The 21009-nt window shown below is 43.0% G+C and carries 16 protein-coding genes; 7 read left to right on the plus strand and 9 right to left on the minus strand.

From position 1 onward, the window contains the following. Positions 1-77: 77 nt before the first annotated feature. The 6 genes from L3V37_RS21850 to L3V37_RS21875 form a co-directional block, all read right to left on the minus strand. Entirely contained in the window at positions 78-296 is a 219-nt protein-coding gene (locus tag L3V37_RS21850; protein ID WP_005377440.1) for a DUF2835 domain-containing protein, read from the minus strand. 65 nt (positions 297-361) lie between these two features. Then, positions 362-2968, minus strand: coding sequence for an aminopeptidase N (gene pepN, locus L3V37_RS21855; protein WP_237307106.1), 2607 nt, complete (start codon positions 2966-2968; stop codon positions 362-364). 226 nt (positions 2969-3194) lie between these two features. Beyond that, on the minus strand, positions 3195-3860 hold the full coding sequence (locus L3V37_RS21860; protein WP_182016347.1) for a hypothetical protein: 666 nt from the start codon (positions 3858-3860) through the stop codon (positions 3195-3197). Positions 3861-4054: 194 nt separating this feature from the next. Continuing rightward, the gene (gene prc / locus L3V37_RS21865) at positions 4055-6061 is read right to left on the minus strand and encodes a carboxy terminal-processing peptidase (RefSeq protein ID WP_237307108.1); all 2007 of its coding nucleotides are present in this window, start codon (positions 6059-6061) and stop codon (positions 4055-4057) included. A 17-nt stretch (positions 6062-6078) separates the two neighbouring features. Next, a complete protein-coding gene (proQ, locus tag L3V37_RS21870) occupies positions 6079-6705 on the minus strand; it encodes an RNA chaperone ProQ (protein ID WP_005377435.1) in 627 nt (208 codons plus the stop codon). Between the two features lie 97 nt (positions 6706-6802). Continuing rightward, positions 6803-7276 (minus strand): GAF domain-containing protein, encoded by a 474-nt coding sequence (locus tag L3V37_RS21875; RefSeq protein ID WP_005377433.1) that lies wholly within the window; start codon positions 7274-7276, stop codon positions 6803-6805. Between the two features lie 92 nt (positions 7277-7368). Here L3V37_RS21875 and L3V37_RS21880 point away from each other — a divergent pair, with 92 nt between their 5' ends. The 4 genes from L3V37_RS21880 to rsmF all read left to right on the plus strand — a co-directional run bounded on the left by L3V37_RS21880 (position 7369) and on the right by rsmF (position 14668). Next, positions 7369-9165, plus strand: coding sequence for an ABC transporter ATP-binding protein (locus tag L3V37_RS21880; RefSeq protein WP_005377431.1), 1797 nt, complete (start codon positions 7369-7371; stop codon positions 9163-9165). Between the two features lie 24 nt (positions 9166-9189). Next, a complete protein-coding gene (locus L3V37_RS21885; RefSeq protein ID WP_005377429.1) occupies positions 9190-10440 on the plus strand; it encodes a paraquat-inducible protein A in 1251 nt (416 codons plus the stop codon). Continuing rightward, positions 10433-13081 carry an MlaD family protein gene (locus L3V37_RS21890; protein ID WP_005377427.1) on the plus strand — a complete coding sequence of 883 codons (2649 nt, stop codon included), beginning with the start codon at positions 10433-10435 and terminating at the stop codon, positions 13079-13081. The genes L3V37_RS21885 and L3V37_RS21890 overlap by 8 nt, the downstream gene beginning before the upstream one ends. 150 nt (positions 13082-13231) lie before the next feature. Continuing rightward, positions 13232-14668, plus strand: a complete 1437-nt coding sequence (gene rsmF, locus L3V37_RS21895) for a 16S rRNA (cytosine(1407)-C(5))-methyltransferase RsmF (protein ID WP_031781146.1) — start codon at positions 13232-13234, stop codon at positions 14666-14668. Between the two features lie 283 nt (positions 14669-14951). Here the strand turns inward: rsmF and L3V37_RS21900 are convergent, their stop codons facing one another. Continuing rightward, positions 14952-15785, minus strand: coding sequence for a S1 RNA-binding domain-containing protein (locus L3V37_RS21900; RefSeq protein ID WP_017633794.1), 834 nt, complete (start codon positions 15783-15785; stop codon positions 14952-14954). 192 nt (positions 15786-15977) lie between these two features. Here L3V37_RS21900 and L3V37_RS21905 point away from each other — a divergent pair, with 192 nt between their 5' ends. Then, complete coding sequence (locus L3V37_RS21905) at positions 15978-17330, plus strand: hypothetical protein (RefSeq protein WP_005377421.1); 1353 nt, start codon at positions 15978-15980, stop codon at positions 17328-17330. Positions 17331-17363: 33 nt separating this feature from the next. Here the strand turns inward: L3V37_RS21905 and L3V37_RS21910 are convergent, their stop codons facing one another. Next, the gene (locus L3V37_RS21910; protein ID WP_005377418.1) at positions 17364-17861 is read right to left on the minus strand and encodes a DUF4442 domain-containing protein; all 498 of its coding nucleotides are present in this window, start codon (positions 17859-17861) and stop codon (positions 17364-17366) included. Positions 17862-18235: 374 nt separating this feature from the next. Here L3V37_RS21910 and L3V37_RS21915 point away from each other — a divergent pair, with 374 nt between their 5' ends. Together L3V37_RS21915 and L3V37_RS21920 are read left to right on the plus strand one after the other, a co-directional pair. After that, on the plus strand, positions 18236-19294 hold the full coding sequence (locus L3V37_RS21915) for a 3-deoxy-7-phosphoheptulonate synthase (RefSeq protein ID WP_005390197.1): 1059 nt from the start codon (positions 18236-18238) through the stop codon (positions 19292-19294). 21 nt (positions 19295-19315) lie between these two features. After that, the gene (locus L3V37_RS21920; RefSeq protein ID WP_005377415.1) at positions 19316-19798 is read left to right on the plus strand and encodes a YajQ family cyclic di-GMP-binding protein; all 483 of its coding nucleotides are present in this window, start codon (positions 19316-19318) and stop codon (positions 19796-19798) included. A gap of 101 nt (positions 19799-19899) precedes the next feature. On the opposite strand, the gene L3V37_RS21925 is transcribed toward L3V37_RS21920, so the two are convergent. Beyond that, positions 19900-20820 (minus strand): bifunctional precorrin-2 dehydrogenase/sirohydrochlorin ferrochelatase, encoded by a 921-nt coding sequence (locus L3V37_RS21925; protein WP_237307110.1) that lies wholly within the window; start codon positions 20818-20820, stop codon positions 19900-19902. Between the last annotated feature and the right edge of the window lie 189 nt (positions 20821-21009).

Raw genomic sequence — 21009 nt, forward strand, 5'->3', positions numbered from 1 at the left:
CTAATCGTAGTGGTAAGAGGTGAAATGTCCGATTCTGTGACTAAGATTCCTATTTAACTCTCTGCAAATACAATACATCACAGAGTTTCTAACTTAAGAAACTTATTATTTTGGTCAGTTGTTAGTCTAAACTGGCCTCTAACGCCCAATTGACTAAGAAATGGTCTAAATCTCGCGGCGGGTAACTGCAAACGCAAACCGTTGTGTGTGACAACTTGAACAACACTTGCCGCACCAGAATAATGAGATAAAAACGTTTGATATGAAATGTTGAGATTGAAGTAGTAATAGTTCATGAAGTGAAAACTAAGTGACATAAACAAATAAGGTGGTCTAAATGACCACCCTATTGTGTTGTTTACTATTCGTCTAGTGCTTTAGTCACTTTTTCGAATAGATCTTTAGCAAGATTATCCATTGCTTTGAGCTTTTCAAGTTCTGCACGAATCATTGCTTGGCGAGCTTCATCGTATTTACGGAACTTAAGCAAAGGATCAATCATTCGAGAAGCTACTTGTGGGTTCGAATCATTTAGTTGGCGAAGAATTTCACCGGCAAACTGGTAACCTACACCGGATTTATCATGGAAACGTACAGGGTTCGCACTTAAGAACGAGCCAATTAAGCTGCGCGTACGGTTCGGATTTTTCAAACTAAATGCTTCGTGGTTCATGGTTGCTTTTACTTTTTCAAGAGCATCCTCTGCAGGATTGCTACCTTGAAGTGCAAACCACTTATCCATAACCAAACCATCGTGCTTCCATTTATCGCTATAATCAGCCATAAGTGCTTCACGACACTCGAGCTGAGCGTTATTTGCGGCACTCATCGCAGCAATCGTATCTGTCATGTTATTTGCAGATGCGTACTGCGCGTTGACTAAATCATTACCTTTTTCCGTATATGCTAGGTACTGAAGGCAACAGTTACGTAAAGCACGCTTGCCAATAGCAGCATGGTCGATCGTATACTCTGTTTGCTTAAGCGTGTGATAAGTTGCACTTAGCTCATCTTCTAATTCCTTAGAAAGTGACACTGTAATGCTGTTTAGCACTTTGTCTACGGCATCGATATCAATTTGCTGGTACCAACCAGTAATCTCATTGATTGAAGGCATAGAGAAAACTTGAGCAATGAAAGCTGGCTCAAGCGTTTCATCCAACAGCACACCGCGGAAAGCATCTATCACACCTTCAGAAAGCGATACTTCTTGTCCCGCTTGAACATTTTTCACATTCTGACGAATGTATTTAGCCAATAGCATTTGGCTAGCGTCCCATCGAGCAAAATCGTTCGTTGCGTGCTTCATCAAGAAGACTAACTCGTCATCGCTGTAATCGTATTCTAATTTGACTGGTGCCGAGAATTCACGCAACAAAGATGGCACTGGCTGTTCTTCGACATTTTCAAATACGAACGTTTGCTTATCTTGTTTAATATCCAGCACGTTATGAACAGATTCACCGTTAATCACCAGTGGGATAACTCGACCTTTCGAATCATACAACTCGATATCGAACGGAATATGCAGCGCTTGTTTTTCTGCTTGGTCTTGCGTCGGCTCCGTAAATTGCTCTACCGTTAGTGCGTAAGTTTTTGCATCAGCGTTGTATTCGCTATTTACGCGCAGCGTTGGTGTACCCGATTGGCTGTACCACAGGCGGAACTGTTTTAAATCAACACCGGTGGCATCTTCCATTGCAGAAACAAAGTCTTCACACGTCGCGGCGGTACCATCGTGACGTTCAAAATAAAGTTTCATTCCTTTTTGGAAGCCCTCTTCGCCAAGGAGTGTATGGTACATGCGAATAACTTCGCTGCCCTTTTCATACACCGTTAGCGTGTAGAAGTTATTCATCTCAATGACTTTGTCAGGACGAATCGGGTGAGACATTGGGCTTGCATCTTCCGCAAATTGAGGACCACGAATAATACGTACGTTATCAATACGGTTATCAGCACGAGAGCCTAAGTCAGAAGAGAATTCTTGGTCACGGAATACGGTTAAGCCTTCTTTTAGACTTAGTTGGAACCAGTCACGACAAGTGACACGGTTGCCAGTCCAGTTGTGGAAGTACTCATGACCGATCACAGCTTCGATGCCTAAATAATCACGATCTGTCGCAGTTTGATCGTTCGCCAGAACATATTTTGAGTTAAAAATGTTCAAGCCTTTGTTTTCCATTGCACCCATGTTGAAGAAATCAACAGCAACGATCATGTAAATATCCAGATCGTATTCCAGGCCAAAGCGTTCCTCATCCCACTTCATCGAGTTGATCAGCGATGTCATCGCATGACCTCCACGATCTAAGTTACCTTTATCAACAAAGATTTCTAAATCAACACTGCGACCTGACATCGTTGTATATTTGTCACGCAATACATCAAAGTCGCCTGCAACAAGGGCGAACAAGTAAGCTGGTTTTGGATGCGGATCCTGCCATTGAACCCAGTGACGACCGTTCTCTGCATCGCCTTCTGCAATTCGGTTACCATTGCTCAGCAAATATGGGTAAGCCGCTTTATCTGCGATCACTTTTGTTGTGTATTTTGCTAGAACATCCGGACGGTCTAGATAGTACGTGATACGGCGGAAGCCCTCAGCCTCACACTGAGTACAAAATGCGCCGCCTGATTTGTACAAACCTTCGAGTGCTGTATTCGCTTCAGGATCAATTTTGGTGACGATTTCAAGTTCAAACTCGGATGGAAGATCGGTCAGTACCAGCGATGACTCCTTCACCTCGTGATGAGCCCAATCCTCACCATTTACTTTTACAGCGCGTAGCTCAAGCCCTTCGCCATCGAGTTCTAGCGTTGTTGTATCGCCTTTTTGAGCAACTTTTGATACCGCCGTAACGATTGTGTCATTGTCATATAGATCAAAAGTAAGATCGATATCAGTAATCGCATGAGATGGCTCTTTATAATCTTTACGATATTTGGCCAGGGGAGCTTGAGACATGAGCATAAATCCTTGTATGTCGAACAACAAAAATACCAGACAGCATGATCAAAAATGCAGTTCTGGTATCACTATATAAGCTATTTGTAGGGGTTGTGGTATCAGAATACAAGTCTTTCCATCAAAAAACGGAGCTTTTAGTGCTCTAGCTCCATTTTTTGATTAACATTTAAACTACATTAATGACTTACCGTACGCACGCGTAATTTGGCGCATGTTAAAGGCATCATGGCGTAACTCTATTGAGTACGGCGTACATATCACCATTGGAATCTTCGATCGTTAGCTCATTCTTGTTGAGCTTATACGTGGTTCCATGCTCGCCATTTTCATACAGCAGAACCAAAAACTCATCTTCTGTGTAAAACACACCTTGTTTGATGGACTCATCCCCTTCTTCGTTCGAAACCCTAAACATGAACACGAAATCAGGTTGAAGTATCAAATCCATCTGATTAATGTTGTTGGCCACAAGACCGTCGCCAGATACGTGAGAGCTAGACCAAATACCTGCAAGTGAATTAGATAATCCTTTAGTGAAGGTTACACCATTAAGATCAAGCGTATTATGGTTGTTGCGATAGGCATAAATTTGAGGCTCGTCGGTGTTTAAACCAAGAACGATTGTGTCTTCATTTGCGTTATACAGCCCTTCCCAATGGTCAACGGAATAGTCTTTCTTTTGAATATCAATAGAAAAGCTGTAGTCAGAACCTAATGAGAGTTTGATCGCACGAAAGTTTTCAGCCGACTCTTCGGGGTTTGGGTTCATCAAATACCAGTCTCCGATGAGAAACGGCGTGTCAAAGTGACTTAATTCATCTTCTCTGGTGTTTTCTCCACCAAGCACACTAAAGCAGCAAAAGCTAAGTAAAATAAAGAACCACTTCATATCGGCATCCTTATCGTTTTCTTTTAGCTTAGCCAGTAGTCCTCACTTTCGCGAAATTTTAGATGTAGATCACGTAAATTATTGGGGGAAAATAAGCGAATATCTTGCTCGATATCGAGACAGCGGAAGACAAAAAGGCATAAAAAAAGAGTGAATCTGAAAGACTCACTCTTTTTATTCTAAATTGCCAGTTATTATGACTGATTTTCCTGCTTAAGTAGATCGACCATAATCTCGACAGACTCATCTAAATAAACATCAGGAGCCTCGTAGTCTTTTGGTATGTCATCCAATGTTTTGAATGCTTTTTTACCCAAAGCAACTTGACGTTCATTTATGCGTTGTAATCGAAGGGCTTCCGCTTTATCCGATTCAGCTTTACGAACTTTTTCGTTCAAAGACAAAGTATTATCGTCTTTTTCTTTACGATATTTCTCGATGTCTTCATTGATAAAGCGGAACTCCATTTCATCAGAAATACGCTTGTTATGAAGAGCAGTAAGTTTTTCAACTAAGGCGTCGTTACTTGGAAATGTTTGATATTGTGCTTTATCAATCTGATCCCAAGGTAAAGCATTGTCTTCAACACTTTCACCTGTTTCAGAAGCCTCAATTGGCGTTGGGTACGAAATATCTGGTGCAACACCACGATTTTGCGTACTTCCACCGTCAATACGATAAAACTTCTGAATCGTGTACTGAACATAACCTAGCTCTTTATCGAAAAGATCGTAAATATGATTCAGTGAACGATGTTGCTGAACTGTACCTTTACCGAAAGAGTTTTCACCTAAGATGATTGCACGATTATAATCTTGCATTGCCGCTGCAAAAATTTCAGATGCTGAAGCACTGTAGCGGTTAATCAACACCGTCAATGGGCCATCATAGCTCACTTTTCCATCGGTATCGGCATTCACCTTGATGCGGCCATAGCTGTCACGAACTTGAACTACAGGACCTTCTTTAATGAATAAACCTGTCAATGCCGTCGCTTCTGTTAGCGCACCACCACCATTGTTACGTAGATCAACGATTACGCCGTCAACGTTTTTGGTTTTCAACTCAGCTAGTAATTTATCGGTGTCTTTCGATAAGCCGACGTAGAAACTTGGTACTTCTAAAATACCAATCTTCTTGCCGTCTTTTTCGATGATTTCTGACTTAACCGCACGATCTTCTAAGCGAACTTTGTCACGAACAATTGTGACAATGTAACTCTTCGCATCGTTACCTTCTGGCAAGATCTGTAGATTAACCTTTGTGCCTTTAGGGCCTTTGATTAACTGAACAACATCATCCAGACGCCAACCGATCACGTCGACAATTTCTTCACCGTCTTGTCCAACACCAGTGATTCGGTCCCCTTCACCAAGTTGCTTACTCTTTGAGGCCGGACCGCCAACAACAAGTGAACGAATTACTGTGTAATCGTCTGTCATTTGCAAAACGGCGCCGATGCCTTCTAGAGAAAGGTTCATTTCCGATTGGAATTGCTCGGCATTACGTGGAGAAAGGTAGCTTGTATGAGGGTCAACCTGTCGCGCGAAGGCATTCATATACAACTGAAATGCATCTTCATTGTTGGTCTGTGTGATGCGCTTCATCGCGTTGTTATAACGCTTCTCTAAAATTTCTTTAATCTCTGGCCACTCTTTGCCAGTCAGTTTCAGATTTAACGCGTCATATTTCACACGCTTGCGCCACAACTCGTTGAGCTCTGCTTCGTCTTTTGGCCATGCGGCCTCAGAGCGGTCTAACTCTATCTCGTCATCGGTATCAAACTTGATCTCTTCATCGAGTAGAGTTAACGCATAAGCAAAACGATCGAAACGCTTCTGCATTGAGAGGTTGTAAACATCAAAAGCAATTTGGTTGTTGCCCGATTTAAGCTGATCATCAAGCTCGACTGACCAATTTTTAAATGAGTTGATGTCTGCTTGAGTGAAAATATTTCTATTGTAATCAAGCAACTCTACATAGCGTTCAAAGATCGCTTTAGAGAAATCATCATTGAGGCTGAAGTGCTTATAATGAGAGCGGGTAAATCGCGAGGTGACTCGTTTGCTAGCTGTTTCATGCTGAACTTCAGGAGAAAGAACCGGCAGGTCATCTTTATGTAGTTTGGCTTCAAGAGCCTGAGCTGATGCTGCTAGCCATAAGCTAGCAGCAATCAGGGTCACTTTTGAACGGCAATTCATGCGTAGGAGTATCTCCTTTATGCGCGCAAGTGCTCCGCTTTCACAACCATTTGTAGGCCGTTAGCAAGTTGAACACGTACATCATCCTTATTGATTTCAACAATGGTCGCTGCCATGTTTCCTTTGCCCATGTTCACGTTAACTGCGTTACCTACTGTGATTTCATCAGCATTTAGAGCGCGCGTTTCTACAGGCTTAGTTGGTTTTTGTACTTTTGGTTTATTAGTACGACGAGGCTGTTGAGGCTTTTTAGCCGCAGGTTTCGCTTTCGCCTTACCCTCTTCACGAGCTTTTTGTGCTTGTTCTTTACGACGAGCCTGAACTTTCGCCTTGCTTTCTGCAAGTGTCGCTTTCGCGTGTTCAACGTGCTCTTCTTCTAGCTCACCACAAGGGTTGCCATCTAGGTCTACACGTACTGCACCTGGTTTTACACCGTGTAGGTAACGCCATGATGAAGTGTACTGTCTTAACGCTGCACGAAGCTGTGTTTTGCTTACTTTTTCGTCTTCATTTAGACGTTCCGCAAGATCTTGAAAAATACCAATTTTCAGAGGTTTTGCTTCACCTTCTAAAGTAAAGCACTTAGGGAAACATTCAGCAATATATGCAATAACTTCTTTGCTGTTTTTTAACTTTTCAGTCATGAGGGGTCCTGATTTGAGCGGATTTCCGCGAGCATTAAGAAAAAATATTCTCGTATTATAGTGACATGCCAAGGAAAAACCACACTCGAAGGCTAATTTATGCGTCGTTCGCGTGTGAATTAAGCAGCTTTTCTACTTCAACCATGAAATGAGTGAGACCTTCTTCGTCTGTTTCATTAAATCGGCCAATACTTGGACTATCAATATCAAGTACACCAACCACCTTTCCATTAATAGAAAATGGAATCACAATTTCTGAATTGCTCGCTGCATCGCACGCAATATGCCCCTCAAATTCGTGAACGTCGTATACTCTTTGTATAGTATTAGTTTGTGCAGCAGTACCGCAGACGCCTCGACCCATTGGGATACGAACACAAGCTGGTTTTCCTTGGAACGGACCAAGAACAAGCTCTTCACCTTTTGTTAGGTAAAAGCCTGCCCAGTTAAGATCGTCAAGTTCCATGAAAAGCAATGAGCTCAAGTTTGCTAGGTTCGCAATAAAATCTGGTTCAGACTCAATTAGAGCAACAGCTTGTTTGGTTAGTCTTTGGTATTGTTCTAAGTTCATATTAACTTCCTACTTACTATAAAAGCTTCCATTCTCAATGTATGGCGCTAAAATGCAGTCCTACTTTATAATAGGACTTATTCTCAATTACAATGCTTCTGAAAAATGACACTATTAGCCGTTCTTGGTTGATAACACAAGTAAAAAAGCACAAGTCCAAGCTGATCATAGCGAACTTGATAGCGGTGCTTGCAACCTTGATTAGTGTTCCAATTCCCCTCCTCATGCCTTTGATGGTTGATGAGGTCTTATTGGACCAACCTGCAAAAGGCTTAGATGCCATGAATGCCATTCTCCCTGAAGCGTGGCACACTCCGACAGGCTATATTTTCTTCACCCTGTTCTTGGTTGTTCTTATGCGAGCTGCGAGCCAAGGATTAAATATCCTTCAAAGCCGACAATTTACGCTTGTTTCAAAAACCATCACGTTTGAGATGCGCAGTAAAATGATCGACAAACTCGGCCGTATCAGCATCCGACAATACGAAACCAAAGGTAGCGGAGGAATCAACGCACACCTTATCACTGACATTGAGACCATTGATAAATTTATTGGTTCTACGTTAGCAAAATTCGTTATCAGTTTTCTGACTGTTATTGGTACTGCTATCGTTCTACTTTGGCTCGATTGGCGACTTGGTCTGTTTATCCTGTTAGTTAACCCTATTGTCATTTACTTCTCACGTAAACTAGGCAGTATGGTTAAACATCTGAAACGGAAGGAAAATCATTCTTTTGAAATTTTCCAAAACCGTTTGGTTGAAACATTAGATGGAATCTACCAACTACGCGCAGCCAATAAAGAGCGAGAATTCCTCCAACAACTCAAAGACAGTGCGAACCAAGTTCGCGTTGATGCAGACAAGTATGCTTGGCAATCTGAAGCGGCTGGTCGCGTTTCTTTCCTTCTCTTTTTGATCGGCTTTGAATTATTCAGAGCTGTCGCAATGTTAATGGTCATGTTCAGTGACCTTACTATTGGCCAAATATTTGCCGTTTTTGGTTACCTATGGTTCATGCTGTCTCCTGTTCAAGAGTTGCTTGGGATTCAGTTTTCTTGGTATAGCGCTAAAGCGGCATTAAAACGCATCAACGACTTATTAGAGTTAGAAGAAGAGCAGAGACCGGTTCCTAAGGTAAATCCTTTCAAAGAAGGTAGAGAAGTTGATGTTAAAGTAGAAAACATTAATTTCTCTTACAATAATGAAAACAAAGTCCTAGATAATCTTTCTTTACATATGCCGGCAGGAAAGAAAGTGGCGTTGGTTGGTGCAAGCGGCGGTGGTAAGTCAACCTTGATACAATTACTTATTGGGGTTTACCGTCAAAACTCCGGTAGCATTCGCTTTAATGATGAATTAACAGAAGATATTGGTTTTGAAGTAATTCGCGACAAAATTGCCGTGGTATTACAGCAACCTATACTATTTAACGATACCTTGAGGCATAATCTAACGCTTGGTGGGAATTTTGACGAAATGTCACTTTGGCGTGCGCTTGAAGTGGCTCAGCTGCATGATGTAATTTCTCAACTTAACCACGGCTTGGATACTCAAGTTGGTCGTAATGGCATTCGTTTGTCAGGAGGTCAACGACAACGGCTTGCCATTGCTAGAATGGTGCTGAGTAATCCTCAATTTGTTATTTTAGACGAAGCCACGTCTGCGCTAGATACCGCTACTGAAGCGGCTTTACACAAAGCACTGACCGAGTTCTTACGTGGTAGAACAACATTAATCGTTGCGCACCGACTATCCGCTGTGAAACAAGCCGATTTGATCTACGTGCTTGAAGATGGGAAAGTGACGCAAACAGGCACTCATGGTGAGTTAGTTGAGCAAGAAGGCTTATATCAAACCTTATATGGGGGCATACAGTCCCACGCTTAAATCGTTCAAGCTAGAGAGGTCGTTATGACCTCTCTGTCTAAGCACGCCATGCAACCCAATAACGTACGTTTGTGCCAAGGTTGTGAATTGCCTGTCGACATCGTCGACTTACCCCATGGCAAAAATGCACACTGCCCTCGTTGTGGTACACAATTATATCGCGGAGGTAGCCCTAGCCTCTCTGGTAATCTAGCCGTCGCGATAACCTGTATCCTACTATTTATTCCATCGCACTTTTTTAACTTTATTAGCATCCGACTCTTTGGTGTGATGATTCCGGCAACCCTGCCCTCAGGGATGATCACATTGATGGAAGAAGGATTTGTTCTTCTTTCATTGCTCATTCTATTTTGTAGCTCTCTAGCGCCACTGACGGTTTGTGTTTCAGTGGTAACGGCGCATATTTCTTTACATCAACGATGGTTCCGTGGGCTTCGTATCTCACTGTGGCTAATTCAACATTTGAAGCATTGGGTTATGTTGGATGTGTTCTTAGTTAGCATCGCCATTTCCTGTTTTAAACTCCAAGATTATTCCGACATTTTCGTCGGCCCAGGGTTAATTGGTCTGGTTCTTTTGCAGATATTTACCGTTTTGTTAGTTTCAAGAATCAGCGTGCGTCGTTATTGGGAAGCTTGGAAACCAGAAAGTTTATATGCTTTTGAGCATAAAGATGTGCATTGCCATGAATGCCACTTGTCCCAGCCTGAAGGTGACCATTGCCAGCGTTGTCATCACGAGTTATATCATCGCAAGCCAAACTCCATTCAGAAAACATGGGCTTACCTCATCGCAGCAACGGTCGCCATCTTCCCCGCTAACCTGATCCCTATTTCCATCTTGCTTACCAATGGTAAGCGTTTGGAGGACACTATTTTTTCAGGCGTGGCTGGTTTGGTAAAAAGCGGCATGTATGGAATCGCTGCGATCATTTTTGTTGCCAGTATCGTTGTCCCGGTGATTAAAATACTTGGGCTCGCCTACATCATGCTTTGCATCCAATTCAAACGTTCGGTGTTTAAGAGACAACGAATGATGGTTTACTTTGTTGTTAAATGGATCGGTAAATGGTCTGTGATGGATTTGTTTGTTATTTCTATCATGATGACGTTAGTCGATCGTGGTCAGATACTGGATTTCACACCAGGATATGGCGCGGTAGCATTTGGTGTTGTCGTTGTATTGACCATGCTTGCAGCAGAAAGTATTGATCCAAGGCTAATCTGGGACCAAACAAGCCCAAAACAATCAGAAAAAGAGTCAATGAATGAGTGATCAGAACAGTTCTCAAACGTCATACGTACCAGATGTAAAGCGGAGTAAAGGCATATCTCCTCTTTGGCTGTTGCCAATTTTGACCATGGTCTTAGCTGGCTGGCTTGTTGTGAAGTCGATACACGATGCAGGACAACGAGTGCAAATCTATTTTTCTGATGCCGCTGGTCTTGTCGCCGGCCGAACCACTATCCGTTACCAAGGATTAGAAGTCGGCATGGTAAGAGACATTAACCTCACCGAAGATCTCGGCAGTATTTATGTCGATGCTGATATCTATCCTGAAGCTGCAAAGTTACTGAACGATAAAACACGCTTTTGGTTAGTAAAACCAACAGCTAGCCTAACGGGAGTTTCCGGACTGGATGCGCTCGTCTCAGGTAACTACATCTCGATTCAACCCGGAGATGGTCAAGAGTTTGAGACAACATTCCATGCGTTAGACTCTGCCCCAACAGATTTACGCGTTTCTCAAGGTTTGAATATTAAGCTCAAAAGCCGTGATTTAGGTGGTGTATCGGTTGGCTCTCAAATTGTTTATAGGAAAATCCCAATCGGTGAAGTGTACAGTTACCAGCTAGATGAAGATGCAAAATCTATCACTATTCAAGCCAACATTCAGGATCAATACCGACATATCATTAACAACCGCAGTCGATTCTGGAACGTCAGTGGAATTGGTGCCAGCATCGGTTTTGAAGGTGTCGATGTAAGACTAGAAAGCATGAGTGCCTTACTAGGTGGCGCCATCGCCGTCGACTCTCCGGATGATGGTGAGCCTGTAGAAGAGAACACCGAGTTCCGTTTGTATAAAGATTTGAAAACTGCTGGTCGAGGCATCGCGGTTAAAATCGTCCTACCTGATGACAGCAAGATCAGCGGAGAAGGCGCTCCAATTATGTATCGCGGAATCGAAATTGGCCAAGTTACGGACTTGAGCCTTTCCGAAGGCCGAGAAGTGATATTGGCGTCAGCGGCAATTCAACCCGCTTTTAGTGACATGCTGACGACAGGTACTCGATTTGTCTTAGAAGAAGCAAAAGTGTCCCTTTCAGGTGTTGAAAACATTGCTAATTTAGTGCGAGGAAACTTCTTAACGATCGTGCCGGGCGCGGGTGAACGCTCTCGCCGCTTTACTGCCATTCGTAAAAACGTGTTTAACCAGCAGCAAGAAAAGTCCATCGCGATTCGTTTGGTATCCGACAATTCGTTTGGCCTAGATAGCGGTGCCAATGTACTTTATAAAGGCATCGTTGTTGGTTCAATCATCAAAGTGGGCCTAGTCAAGGAAGATAAAAAATCACAACACGAAGTATTTATGGATGTATTGATTGACCATGAATACAAGCATCTGATCAAATCAAACAATCGTTTTTATGTAACCGGCAGTGCATCAGCAGAGTTAACTGAATCGGGGCTCAGCGTTACCGTTCCTCCAGCAAAGCAGTTGTTAACCGGGTCAATTAGTTTTGTGAGCGAAGGCAAGCAGGATATTCAAAAAGAGTATCAACTGTTCCAAAATGAATCATTGGCTGAATTGGCGCAGTACAATCAAAGTGGCTCTAGGGCGCTAACACTATTTGCTTCTGAATTGCCGCCGATTTCCAAAGGCAGCCCTCTACTCTATCGTAATCTTCCAGTTGGTAACGTCTCCGATTTCCAACTAGTTGATGGCGGAGTACTAATTAAGGCTACTATCGAAAACCGCTTCGCTTATCTTGTAACGCCAAAAACCGTTTTTTGGAATCGTTCAGGGATCGAGATAGATGCATCATTAGCTGGCGTCAGTGTGAAAGCGCACCCTTTAAAATCGTTAATCGAAGGTGGCATCGCTTTTGACTCCGTACCAGGCGTTGAAAACAAAATCGGAGAAAACTGGAAGCTGTATTCTGATCAAAAAACCGCTCGCAAGTTTGGGCGCGTCATTGCTTTAGAAACCGACGGTTCGCAAGAGATTGCTAAAGGAATGCCGATTGAATATCAAGGTGTTAAAGTTGGTGAAATCACTCTGGTTGTACCGAATTTTCGTCGTAACATGGTTGAAGTCACTGCAAGGATCCTACCTGAATACGTAGAAAACATTGCGGTTGAAGGCTCACATTTTTGGCTAACTGAACCAGAAATTGGTTTAGGTGGCGTTAAAAACCTCGGGGCGTTGGTGTCGAAATCCATCAGTGTTGAACCAGGTAAAGGTAAAGCTAAATTTGATTTTCAATTAGAAAATAGTTCAGAACGCGTGCATGGAATCATGTTTACGTTACAAAGTGAACAAAGAGGCTCAGTACAAGTCGGTACCCCTATTCTTTACCGCCAGATGGAAGTTGGCCAAGTGACCGACGTAAGCCTAGGAGAATTTGCTGATCGCATCGTCACGACTATCAAAATACAGCCTGAATATGCTTACCTCGTTCGTCAAAACAGTGTGTTCTGGAATGTTTCAGGAGTAGATGTTTCCATCGGGCTTACCGGCGCTAACATCAAAGCGGGAACCTTTGATAGTTTAGTTCGCGGAGGAATTGCGTTTTCAACGCCAGAGCAATCGACTATTCCACCAGCGGCAAAGAGTGGGCAATCTTTCTTTTTGTATCCACAAGCTGAAGAAGGTTGGACTCAATGGCGTACAGCAATTCCGAAGCCGTAGAGTAAAGCTCAATTCACGTACAATTGAAGTTTGATCACTTTAAAAGAGCAGCAATCGCTGCTCTTTTTTATTGCTCGGCCCTTGTCACTATTCGTTTCTGCTTCGCTTTCGTATATTATTTGCTACAAATTCTGCAAACGAGATCCCACATTGCATCCTAATGTTTACATCCCAGACGCGTTTCTGGAAAAAATCCAAACTATCCTTCCTGCTCACCTCAACATGGAAGACTTTATCGCGTCGTGCCAAAAGCCACTGCGCAAAAGTATTCGAGTTAATACGTTGAAGATCAGTGTTGAAGCGTTTCTAGAACGAGCAGAAACAAAAGGCTGGAAGCTTTCTCCTGTGCCTTGGTGTGACACAGGTTTTTGGATTGAAGCGGATGAGTCAGTTGTACCATTAGGCAACACAGCAGAACACATGTCTGGCTTATTCTACATTCAAGAAGCCAGTTCGATGATGCCGGTATCTGCTCTGTTTATGAATGATGAATCTTACGATGCCGTGTTAGATACCGCAGCCGCTCCAGGCTCAAAAACCACTCAAATTGCAGCTTTAATGAACAACGAAGGTGTACTTGTGGCCAATGAATACGCCGCAAGTCGTGTAAAAGTACTGCACGCTAATGTGGAACGTTGTGGGGTACGTAACGCCGCACTAAGTAACTTCGATGGACGCGTTTTTGGCGGTTGGCTACCAGAACAATTTGATGCGGTTTTGCTCGACGCGCCTTGCTCTGGAGAAGGCACCGTTCGCAAAGACGAAGATGCGATGAAAAACTGGACGCAAGCTTCCGTACTCGACATCGCTGACACGCAGAAAGATCTTATTGAAAGCGCCTTCCATGCATTAAAGCCCGGTGGTGTGATGGTTTACTCAACATGTACGCTCAGTACAGAAGAAAACCAACAAGTTTGTCATCACTTGAAAGAAACCTTTGGGGATGCTGTAGAGTTTGAAAGCCTTGAGAACTTGTTTGAAAACGCAGAGGCAGCCCTAACTGAAGAAGGCTTTTTGCATATTTTCCCGCAGGTCTACGACTGTGAAGGGTTCTTTGTTGCAAGAATTCGCAAACTGGCTGCTGTTGAGGCGCCAGAAGTCAAAAAGCGCATGGGGAAATTCCCCTTTGCCAAAACATCAAAAAAAGAATCGACAGAAATTGCTCAACAACTCCAAAGCGCGTTAGGTATTAAACTTCCAAATGACAGTTCTGTATGGCTTCGCGATAAAGATGTCTGGTTATTCCCTAATGCTTTAGAAGCGATGATCGGCGAATTACGCTTCTCCCGTATGGGTATAAAGATCGCGGAAGCCCATAAAAATGGCTACCGTTGGCAACACCAAGTCGCGACCGCCCTGGCGACAGGTTCTGAAAGCAACGCCATTGAACTCAGTATTGAAGAAGCGCGCGAATGGTACATGGGGCGTGATGTTCGCCCACAAACCATTCCTGAGGGAATGAAAACAGGTAAAGGCGAAGTGCTTGTCACCTATCAAGGCGCAGTTATTGGCCTTGGCAAGTGGGTAAGCAACCGAATAAAGAATGGCCTCCCTCGCGAATTAGTACGAGATAAGAACTTATTTTAAAAGACGTAACGAACCATAAATAAATGAAAAGCCATCGTATTTGCGATGGCTTTTTAATTCATAAGTATGAAAGCAAGTGGGCTCGCTAGCGATCCGGACACGCTGTACTAAACTAGTTGTATCAAAGTAATGCTTTGATGTGGCATTTCTCTCTATGTTCTCCAACAAAATTATTGTTGGACAAGTTTAGCGCAGGCTCTGCGGAGCCGTTTCCCCTAGGCCCAAAAAAAGGAAAAGTTTGGGCCGTTTTTTTGGCTGTAGATCCGCTATACGTGAGTTTGGACTACGCTAGACGAATACCGTCTTTCTCAATGACAATTTTACCCTGCTTGTATAAGCCACCGATGGTCTTTTTATAAGTCCCTTTACTTGTGCGGAAAGCATCAAAAATCGCTTCAGGAGACGACTTGTCATTCAAAGGCAAAAATCCGCCTTTCTTCTCTAGCAGGTCAAGGATCTTACTAGAAAGATCGTCCATTTTCGCCACACCGACTTTTTGTAGAGCAAGGTCGATTTTGCCATCTTCACGAATGTGCTTAATAAAGCCTTTCAGCTTTTTACCGATGTAAAGCTTACCAAAAACATCCGATGGGAAAATCATGCCCCAATGCTTACCGTTAACGATAGCTTTATAACCAAGTTGACTACGCTCTGCGATGATTAAATCAACTTGTTCGTTAACTTCATAATTCGCTGGAGTTTTATCTAACCATTTATTGAACTTAGTCGTACCAACAATGCGACCTGACGCTTTGTCGGTATAAACATACACTAAAATGGTTTGTCCGGCAGAGAAGCGAGTGCGTTGCTCACTAAAAGGAATCAGTAAGTCCTTTTCTTTGATGCCCCAATTTACAAAAGCACCTGTCGCATTCACACCCTCAATCTTCATTAAACCCCATTCACCCACTTGGGCAATTGGTCTTTCAATGGTCGCAGCAAGTTGGCTTTCTGAATCGAAGTACAGAAATACGTCTACATGCTCACCAATTTCAGTACCCTCTGGTACATACTTACTAGGTAGTAGAACAGAACCGTAATCATCGCCATCCAGAAATACGCCAAAATCAGCCTTTTTAATGACTTCTAAGCTGTTAATTTGACCAATTTTAATCATTGATTTTGTCTCTTTTTAAATTTACGTGGAATTATACCTAAACTAACAAGAAAATCAGAGAGAAAAGCATAGTGCTCTGTTATGCTGTTGTCGTTCAGCTATATGCCCCAGTCACTCTTTTAGCACTCTTATACTTACCTGCTCAACGGAACGCATAAGTTAAGAATGCTTTAGCAAAGTCAGGAGCTTTCTTTGGTCACCGTCGATAAACAAGACTCAATAACATTAAAAATCAGTCATGCACTCGCAAAGAGCAAAAGTGTCGACCTAGATATTTACTTTTTTATACCTGGTGAGCTTGGTTTAAACGCCGATATCATCAGTGAATCCGAATTTTATTACACCTCAATCACACAGCAACGATCTTATTACAGTACTGAAATCCTTCTTCCGCTAGTACACAGTCGACTTGCCAAACGTGGACGCCTGTCGAATCAGCAATACCGAGTAAGTTTGAGTTTGTTCGCTTACCAATACGTTATCGCGCTAGACAAAGCGGTAGCAAGTTTAAACAAGCATGAGAACAACTCCGTAACGGAAGATGAAGTGGACGAAGTTATCGAGCTCACGCTTGAGATCTTAAAGCGCTTGCGGCGTTCTATTCCTTATGAAGAGAACTTAAAACGCTACTACGTTAACATCGATAACTATCTGTCTTGGTATACCGAGCAAAAGTTCCTGTCACTGGTGGCTCATCTCCCACGTGAAGGCGACTATGGCACGATCAAGAAGCGCCTGATCACGCTATGTGAGAAAGAGCAAGCCCATCGTAAACTCAACAAATACAACTCATCAAGAGTCGTTGAAGACGTTACTCGCCTATCTAACAAAATGCGCTTGCTAAGGCGATTGATTGAACACCCTATCGTGCTTCGTGAAGAAACCATATCGATGGGTAACAACATTAAGCGCGCTATCAAAGGTATTGCAACCGGTTTGGTGATGGTTGTCGTGACCTCGACCGTGATTCTCGCTCGCGATTATCTGGGGGAAATTTCTGCCTCATTCATTATCGCGATGTCTTTTATTTACGCTTTACGAGAAATCTTTAAAGATGATTTACGCGATGCCATGTGGCGATGGATCCGTAAAGGCAAGCCAAAATGGCGTAAGAAGTATGTTGATCCAACGACGAAAAAAGTGGTTGGCAAAAAATTGGAGTGGCTCGATTATCGCACCTTAAGTAGCTTGCCGGATAAGATTCAAAGAATACGGAAAAAGCGCGTCGTGCAACGTGAAGAGCAGATTCTTCATTATCACGAGAAAACCGAAATGGCGACCTCTCTTTTCTTGAGTGGTTACGAACAAACGAGAGAAACATTGAACATCAGTTTGCGCCCTATCATCCGCTTGATGGATAAAAGCTCAAACCGAGTTTACCGTTTAAATGAAGGCCAAGTAACCAAAGAGTCAGTAGAGAAACGTCATTTGCTCAATGTGATTGTCAAAGAGGACAACCACACCGATGAGCCTGTTTATTACCGCTGGAAAGTGGTCTTAAATCGCTCCAAAATCGTCTCTATCGAGAAGATTGAACTCAATTAAGCCAACGCCTTTAAACAAACGAGCCACAAACCACTAGGCAGCCTCTTTTCTTTGTTGGGCTGCTTTTTTTATCGAAAGAGTAAGCGAGAATTCAGCCATTGGCTCGTCACCATGTAAGTTAGGACACAGCGCGACAATTTTTACGTCACGATTTACTCGTTCACCCGTTGCCAAGGTGTGCTCGAGCATCTCATCAATGACATGACCATCGTTACAAACAAAGTGCACATCGGCTTCCGGGCGCTTTAAAAACTCGGCTTTCACACCTTTAAATGCTAGCGAGATCGCTTCTCCCTTTTCTTGCGCTTTACTCATAGCAAGAAAACCACCAGCAACATCAGCGCCAACGGCTAAAGCGCCGAAATACATGCTATTCAGGTGGTTCTTCGTTCTTCTGCGCAATGGGATACGAACCTCAACATGCTTGCTATCTATCGCAATGATTTTAGGGTGGCAAAGCCAAATCAGCGGCACTTTCGAAAAGCCAAACAGATTTAGATACAAATTCGCACGACGTAGAGCTGATAACATTTTGGTCTCCTTACCAATCTAGTCAGACCAGTTAATCAACGAAAGAAATAGATGTCAAAGAAATGTTAACAAAAGCTCGATCTCACGAGTTATTTAACCCTCACAAAGTGACGGTGTCACCCATAAGGTATGAAGTTTATCGCAGTTACTTAGATTACCTTACAGCGAGATAGATAAAATGGTTATAAATTCAAATGTATATATATATTGATTTAATGATCAAGTTTTGTCATTTATACATAAGTCATTTAAATGAATACCTACACCTTTGTATACAATTCGGTATTTCCTGGCGAAGATTCCCGTGAAACGGTTTATTCCTGCCTGTAATTCCGTTATCTTTACCCCTTCGCAATAGAGAATAAAGCTATAACATGCCTATAAAAACAGATGAATTGAGAACCCAACCTTTGGGTCCAATGCCTACCCCAGCAGAGCTAGGTAGTGTACATCCTATTACGGATGACGTTGCAGACCGTATCGCTCAATCTCGTCGTCAGATTGAAAACATTTTATCGGGTGAAGACGATCGCCTTCTTGCGATTGTAGGTCCGTGTTCTGTTCACGACACTGAAGCTGCCATTGATTACGCCACTCGCCTGAGTGAAATCCAAGACAAGTACAAAGACGAGCTATTTATCGTGATGCGTACTTACTTTGAAAAGCCTCGTACAGTAGTTGGTTGGAAAGGTTTGATTACGGACCCTAACCTAGATGGTTCTTACGCACTTGAAGCTGGTCTTCATAAAGCTCGTAAACTACTACTGGATATCAACAAGCTTGGTCTTGCGACTGCTACTGAGTTTCTTGATATGATCACTGGCCAATACATCGCGGATTTGATCACTTGGGGCGCGATTGGTGCTCGCACAACGGAATCACAAATTCACCGTGAAATGGCGTCGGCACTATCTTGCCCAGTTGGTTTCAAAAATGGCACAAATGGCAACGTAAAAATTGCAATTGATGCAATTCGCGCATCGAAAGCATCGCATTACTTCTACTCGCCAGATAAGAACGGTCGAATGACGGTTTACCGCACAAGTGGCAACCCTTACGGTCATATTATTCTGCGCGGTGGAGAAAAAGGCCCTAACTTTGATGAAGCATCAGTCAAACAAGCATGTGATGCTTTAGCTGAGTTTGGATTGCCACAACGTTTGGTTGTGGATTTCAGCCATGCAAACTGTCAGAAGCAACACAGAAAACAAATCGACGTAGCTCAGGACATTTGTAACCAAATTAAGTCAGGCAGCACTCGTATTGCGGGTATCATGGCTGAAAGCTTTATTCTTGAAGGCAATCAGCCAATGACTGACATCAATAACCTAACGTATGGTCAGTCTATTACAGATCCATGCCTAGGTTGGGAAGACACTGCTACAATGCTAGATATGCTGGCAAGCGCTGTTAAGTCCCGAAAGTCCCTATAACAAAATAATCAAGGAATCTTCATGCCATCGTTTGATATTGTTTCTGAAATCGATACGGTTGAACTACGTAACGCCGTTGATAACGCTAACCGTGAATTGTCTACTCGTTTCGATTTCCGCAACGTAAATGCGAGCTTTGAGCTAGTAGAAGAAAACGTAAAAATGTCTGCGGAAGGTGACTTCCAACTTAAGCAAATGCGCGACATTTTACGCGGCCACTTAGCGAAGCGTAACATTGACGCGAACGCAATGGATGCACAAGACCCAGACGTTACTGGTAAAAACTGGCACCAAACTCTGCTTTTCCGCCAAGGTATTGATACTCCAACGGCGAAAAAAGTAGTGAAACTTATCAAAGACGCAAAGTTAAAAGTACAAGCTTCTATTCAAGGCGACAAAGTACGTGTTACTGGTAAGAAACGCGACGACCTGCAAGCGACAATGGCAGCGATTCGTGAAGCAGAGATGGGTATCCCATTCCAGTTTAACAACTTCCGTGATTAATCAATCTGAGAAGTAAATAAAAACGCCAGCGCATAATCCGCTGGCGTTTTTTATTGGCTTTAGTGTAACGAACTACGTATCCACTTTAGCATTTGGCATTGCTAGATAACTAAGTCCTGTCCTTGCAGCAATACGAATTCGCTCGTTCCTTGTGGTATGAACACGCAAATTCGAAGCTTTTCAGCTTTAGCCTTGGCCAGCATATCCGAAAGCTCAGCAGCGCTCGAGAAAGCTCCTCTTTCTGCATCTCTTCGTATTAGTTCTAACACATTCGCTTCACATCGAGTTGAGTACAGAGCCAGCTCCGCTTGTTGCATATAGCGTACGGCTTTTATTGGCAACATCTCAACATCTTTCCCAACATGAACCCAAGTACAACTTCCCTTTTCATCTAAGGGTGTTGCCATGGTCGCTTGGTAAATTGCTTCTAACTCACGATTATCTCGCGCGTTTTCCACCTCGGGATTCGAGAAGAATTGCTCCCAAAACTTGCGGCGTAAATCGACACTAGGCAGCGCCTCTTTAATTGAGTTTCGCTTTGAGTTAGCAAAATCCGCCATCAACCCCATGTTTTGTGGCAGTATCGATTCAAGTTTTTCACGGATGTTTCGAATTAAAACTGGCGAAGCTCCACCACTAGAGATAGCGATTTGGATGCGGCCACGATTAATCATAGACGGCGTGATGAAATCACAATAAGGCTTATCATCCACAACGTTAACCAAGATGCCTAGCTCTTTGGCATCTTTGTACACTTGGTGATTTAGCTCAGGATTGTCTGTCGTCGCCCACACTTGAACAAAGTTTTTAGTGACAATGTCACTCGAATAGAAACGTTGTACCCAGCGCACTTGATGCTCAGAAGCAAGCTTAGACAGAAAATCAACCAACGTCGGAGAAACGATAGTCACATCCGCCCCAGCCTTTAGCAACGCTTCCACCTTTCGGCTTGCCACCTCACCGCCACCCACGACGAGAACGGGTTTATTAATTAAATCTAAGAACAGAGGAAAATATCGCATTTCAATCCATGATTACTCTAATTAGCTGTTGTAGACCATGCTACCAAAAATGGGGCAAGCTCATCACCCTGTTTCGGTATCACAAATAATTTTTGTTTGAATTTTTACTGAACTTCACCTTGCTCAGCTAATGACAGTTTTAATAACAACTTTTTATTCTTTTGTATTGTTCACTCTTCTATTGATTGT

It is taken from the genome of Vibrio sp. D54 (assembly GCF_021728075.1).
Classification (GTDB): domain Bacteria; phylum Pseudomonadota; class Gammaproteobacteria; order Enterobacterales; family Vibrionaceae; genus Vibrio; species Vibrio alginolyticus.